Annotated in this window: 8 protein-coding genes; all 8 read left to right on the top strand. The window is 42.8% G+C overall.

Translation table 11 applies throughout. The features are described from left to right. Window positions 1-303: type II toxin-antitoxin system RelE/ParE family toxin (locus ACK8OT_RS19135; RefSeq protein WP_410198109.1), on the top strand; the 303-nt coding region annotated here is incomplete at its 5' end. Next, window positions 290-604, top strand: a complete 315-nt coding sequence (locus ACK8OT_RS19130; protein ID WP_199483284.1) for a helix-turn-helix domain-containing protein — start codon at window positions 290-292, stop codon at window positions 602-604. The genes ACK8OT_RS19135 and ACK8OT_RS19130, both read left to right, overlap by 14 nt. Window positions 605-724: 120 nt before the next feature. After that, complete coding sequence (locus ACK8OT_RS19125; RefSeq protein ID WP_410198108.1) at window positions 725-994, top strand: hypothetical protein; 270 nt, start codon at window positions 725-727, stop codon at window positions 992-994. A gap of 128 nt (window positions 995-1122) precedes the next feature. After that, window positions 1123-1650, top strand: a complete 528-nt coding sequence (locus ACK8OT_RS19120; protein WP_410198107.1) for a DUF2314 domain-containing protein — start codon at window positions 1123-1125, stop codon at window positions 1648-1650. 141 nt (window positions 1651-1791) lie between these two features. After that, window positions 1792-2148: a hypothetical protein gene (locus ACK8OT_RS19115; protein ID WP_410198106.1), complete on the top strand. Its 357-nt coding sequence runs from the start codon at window positions 1792-1794 to the stop codon at window positions 2146-2148. Window positions 2149-2200: 52 nt separating this feature from the next. Then, entirely contained in the window at window positions 2201-2470 is a 270-nt protein-coding gene (locus tag ACK8OT_RS19110; protein WP_410198105.1) for a barstar family protein, read from the top strand. A 42-nt stretch (window positions 2471-2512) separates the two neighbouring features. Further along, complete coding sequence (locus ACK8OT_RS19105) at window positions 2513-2920, top strand: hypothetical protein (protein ID WP_410198104.1); 408 nt, start codon at window positions 2513-2515, stop codon at window positions 2918-2920. Window positions 2921-3149: 229 nt separating this feature from the next. Further along, entirely contained in the window at window positions 3150-3725 is a 576-nt protein-coding gene (locus ACK8OT_RS19100) for a DMP19 family protein (protein WP_410198103.1), read from the top strand. Window positions 3726-4211 lie beyond the last annotated feature (486 nt).

The following is a 4211-nucleotide window of genomic DNA, read 5'->3' as shown; positions in this document are numbered from 1 at the left end:
TTTGAAAAGTACCGAAAAGAATACCTCAGTGACGAGGAGTTTCGACTGTTCCAAGCTGAACTTATGTCGAACCCGAAGCAAGGTGACGTAATTCAAGGTACAGGTGGTTTGCGGAAGATTCGAGTCGCAAGTAAAGGTAAGGGCAAGCGTGGTGGTTCACGTGTTATCTATTACTTCCTCGATGAAAAGCGTTGTTTCTATTTGCTGACAATTTACGGCAAAAATGAAATGTCAGACTTAACCGCAGATCAAAAGAAACAGTTAAAGGCTTTTATGGAGGCGTGGCGCAATGAGCAATCGTGACCTATTTGCAGAACTCAGTTCAGCACTTGTTGAAGCTAAGGAGCATTCAGAGGGTAAAGTAACCCTGAAAACGCACCAAGTTAATGACATCAGCGAGTTAAACATCTCGCCTGATGAAATAGTAAGTATTCGTGAGCAATTTAATATGTCTCGTGGTGTATTTGCACGTTTACTACATACATCATCGCGTACATTAGAAAACTGGGAGCAGGGACGTAGCGCACCAAATGGGCAAGCTGTAACTCTACTAAAGTTGGTACAACGTCACCCAGAAACGCTGTCGCACATCGCAGAGCTATGACAATTTAAGAGTGATTCCCCACGCTTGGCATTTTTGGGTTCAGTTCAGTGTTTACGGCGTCCAAATTGAGTGTTGTGGTAGCGTGGCTCACACCTTAATTTGGCGTTAAATGCTATGAGTATGAATAAACAAGGGTGCCCAATTTGTGGGTTTGCAGATGTTGTAGCGCTTGATGAGTTCAACTGCACCACATTTGAAATTTGTGAGTGCTGCGGTTCAGAGTCCGGCTTAGAGTATGATCAGTATTCCACGGCCGAGCATCTTAAAAAGATCCGTGAACAGTGGGTCGTTGAAAATAACTGTCAGTGGTGGGGTGATAAGAAATCTATCCCACAAAACTGGAACCCCAAGAAACAAATGGAGCTTGCCAGAATTGAAATTCCTCAGTGACGGCAAGCATTTTACAAGCGGCTGCATCGGACAAGTTTCCGCTGTCACCTTTTTGCAAAAACACGCAAAAAAGCCGCCATCAAAAATTTGCTCGGTGAGCCAGACGTTAGGTGCCCAAGGAGCTCACCTTGAAACAAATAATCATTCTTCTGATAGGGATATTTCTCATGAGTACAGTAAGTGCCGAAGTGCCAAAGGAACCAAAATTTAGAACGGTAAACAGCGCAGACCTCACAGTTCAGAAGGCTCATGCTATGGCAGCCAATTCCATGCCTCAGTTTATTGAATTGGTCAAATCGAGAGGTGAGAGTACTTTTATGGCTAAGCTGCGCTTTCGTGACCCGGAGCTCTCGCAAAAGTTAGGCGAAGAGCAGCTTCTGTATCTATGGCTTACTGATGTTTATTACCATGAAGAAGAGAACTTACTTTCAGGTGTTTTCTTTGAGGTACCAGACAGTTTGAGAAAGTGGCATCAGGTCGGGGAGCGGCTTGGTTTTGATGCTGAAGATGTATTCGATTGGATGGTAAATACCAATGGTCACGTTAAAGGTGCTTATACCATCCGTGTAACCAGAAACTCTCTTGCTGATGAACAGGCTAAGGCCGAATATGATGAATACATCGGGATTTCATCGTACGAACCACTTACGGAGTAAGTTCGCACCTCACAATGTGCGGCAACCTGACGCCCAAAGCTTCGTTTGTGTTTAGGTCACTACGCTGCCGCTTTGTTCAACACAAAAACAACTCCGCCTTGGGCGCGGCTGCGCAAGGCGTTAAATTACGTTGAGGGATTAATGAATAATTTAGAGAAATTTGGGAAGGTTATCGCTCAAGAGTTAAGAGATAAGGCATTGAATCGATATCTTGATTTAGAATCTGGGCAACTTAAATCGCCGGGAACTCAAGAACTAATATCAAAGTTAAGTGAGTTCACGCAAGAGCAGAAAGTTGTGGTAAGGAAGCTTCTTACGGAATGTGTCGATTCTGGAATTCATGATTTTCTATTTGCTATCGAAGCAGAGAAAGAAGATATTTGCGTATCAATAAACGGCGAAGATATAGCCAGTCAATCGGATGGCTTGGGCGGTGAACTTTATTCTGATGATGGTTGGTTTGAAAAGTACAGCGAGCATGGGCAGAGTGGAATTTAACAAGGGCCAGCAACGGATTTCCGGTCATTGGCCGGGGTTAACTCCATAGATTATGCAGATCAATATCGGCTCAATTACAACAGAGAAAGAGCTTCATGAAGCTCTAGCGAGCAGCTTAGGTTTTCCTGATTTTTACGGGAAAAATTGGGATGCATTTTGGGATGCTATTACGGGGCTGGTGGATATGCCGAATGAAATTGAATTTGTAGGCTCAGCGCATCTTCGCACTGTGCTTCCGGGCGCATACCAACAGCTTGGTGATTGCCTAGCTGATCTGGATAAGGAATATCCAGAACTGGGATGCCAAGTAATATGGAACTAAGAGGCTATAACAAGGCTGGGTGCGGCGGGTTAACTTGAAAGTATGAGCAAATACATTCCTAAAGAGTTAAAGGGTTTTATCCTTCCATTTAATTGGGACGTAAACAAGGTGTGGGGACTACTGGCTCCTATAGAAGATGTTGAATTAAGCGATTTTGAGTTTTTGTTTGAGCTTCCCTTTTGGAGCTCAAGGCCAAATGCGGGGATGCTTTTCGACATAAGCCCAAATCAGGTATTGGCAAATATGTATCTCTACCCACACCAGAAAGAACGAGTTGAGAAAGCCGATATACAGTATCCAATAGACTTTATTTTTGAGAATGGCACTTATTACATTCTAGATGGTTTACATCGGCTTGCTCGGCATAAACTTCTAGGCAATAGAACAGTAAAAGTACGAAGACATAAACTTGAAATTCGTACCAAAATACAAGTTAACAAATCGTTGTAGCATACAGCTCTAAATACTCCATTTCGCGGTGGGCTGTAGTCTCGCTCCCGCTTGCCGCTAAGCTTTGCGATATTAACCTAGACAATGATGGAAGAAATTCAAGCATGACTACCAACGCGTGGCTGAATTGGTTCCAAAGGTTTTGGTGGTTACAGTACGTTGCTTCAAATAAAATTGTGTGTTGGTTAGCAGCTTAATTCGGCGTTGGGGCAAACAGTAAGTAGTACCTATGAATATCGAAGAAATGGTTTTTGTGCGGTTTGATGAAGTTGGTTTTGATAGCCTTACCGAAGTAGAAAAGTGCTATTGGTTAATATGGCAGCTTGAAGCTGAAGCGAATAATGGTGGGTTAGAGGCGTTTCTAGAAAACTCTATCCAGTATTCAAAAGAAACGATTGATGCCCTTGAAAAAGTTAAAGCATACAAAATGGCTTCCTTGTTGAGTCATGCGGTAGATCTCTATACAGAAGATACAGAGAAGCTTGAATCAAATGAAATGCGCTCACTTTCTGATTGTTTTACTGATTATCCCGATAAGCTTGGCGATTTATTAGATAGTTATGTAAACCAGAATACATCTCAGTTATTGGGACCAAAGACTGATATCGAGCTATGGCAAGCCAAGAAGAAATTAGGACAAAATGTACCAAGTTTCGTAACTAAGGAAATCGATTACGAAGTTGAGGCAAAAGAAGATGCTAAATACTCAAGTAGGGCTTGTCCAGAGTGTAGTCAGCCAGTTCCTGACTATAGAAAAACATGCAAAAAATGTGGCTTTCCAGTTGGCCGGAAAATTCAGCCCTAGCAGGAAATAAAGTCTTAAAGTCTGGACTCCCGCCCATTACCTCCAGCGCCTAAACCTCAGCCTATCCGTCTTAGCTATGAAACGAGAGAGCGGCTAGAAAAGTTGGATAAAGAGGGTAATTTCCCCTCCACTTCGAGAGGTGCAGAAATGTTGCAACAAGGTCGCGCCTTGGACCCGCCTAGTGAGCAATAACGGGACTGAAATTTGAGATATTTTGCTACTTGAGGTGGATGCCCAGCGACTGCATGAATTGACCCGATTAACGGTGTTTTGGCAATAAAGCCACCCGCCGTTCCGGTATGTGTTTTTACACAGTTATAATGTCGTTTTTCAATTTTCAGTCATTTTAGCCCACTAATTTTTTTCAAAAAAAGCTCGGTTTGTTCACAGCTGATTTCCAACGCATTGATATATAATTACAAAAAATGTGTAGCCAGAAATTTAACAAGCCATACTAGGCTCGCTAAACTCAGTCTCGCTTTGTCT

Source organism: Motilimonas thetidivivens (genome assembly GCF_046452435.1).
Lineage (GTDB): Bacteria > Pseudomonadota > Gammaproteobacteria > Enterobacterales > CBDFNC01 > Motilimonas.
This window is presented reverse-complemented; position numbering and strand designations above follow the sequence as displayed.

Coding starts and splice junctions, on each gene's coding strand:
- ACK8OT_RS19110 (WP_410198105.1), top strand. CDS start 2,201: ATGCAGATCAATATCGGCTCAATTACAACAGAGAAAGAGCTTCATGAA.
- ACK8OT_RS19105 (WP_410198104.1), top strand. CDS start 2,513: ATGAGCAAATACATTCCTAAAGAGTTAAAGGGTTTTATCCTTCCATTT.
- ACK8OT_RS19100 (WP_410198103.1), top strand. CDS start 3,150: ATGAATATCGAAGAAATGGTTTTTGTGCGGTTTGATGAAGTTGGTTTT.
- ACK8OT_RS19130 (WP_199483284.1), top strand. CDS start 290: ATGAGCAATCGTGACCTATTTGCAGAACTCAGTTCAGCACTTGTTGAA.
- ACK8OT_RS19125 (WP_410198108.1), top strand. CDS start 725: ATGAATAAACAAGGGTGCCCAATTTGTGGGTTTGCAGATGTTGTAGCG.
- ACK8OT_RS19115 (WP_410198106.1), top strand. CDS start 1,792: ATGAATAATTTAGAGAAATTTGGGAAGGTTATCGCTCAAGAGTTAAGA.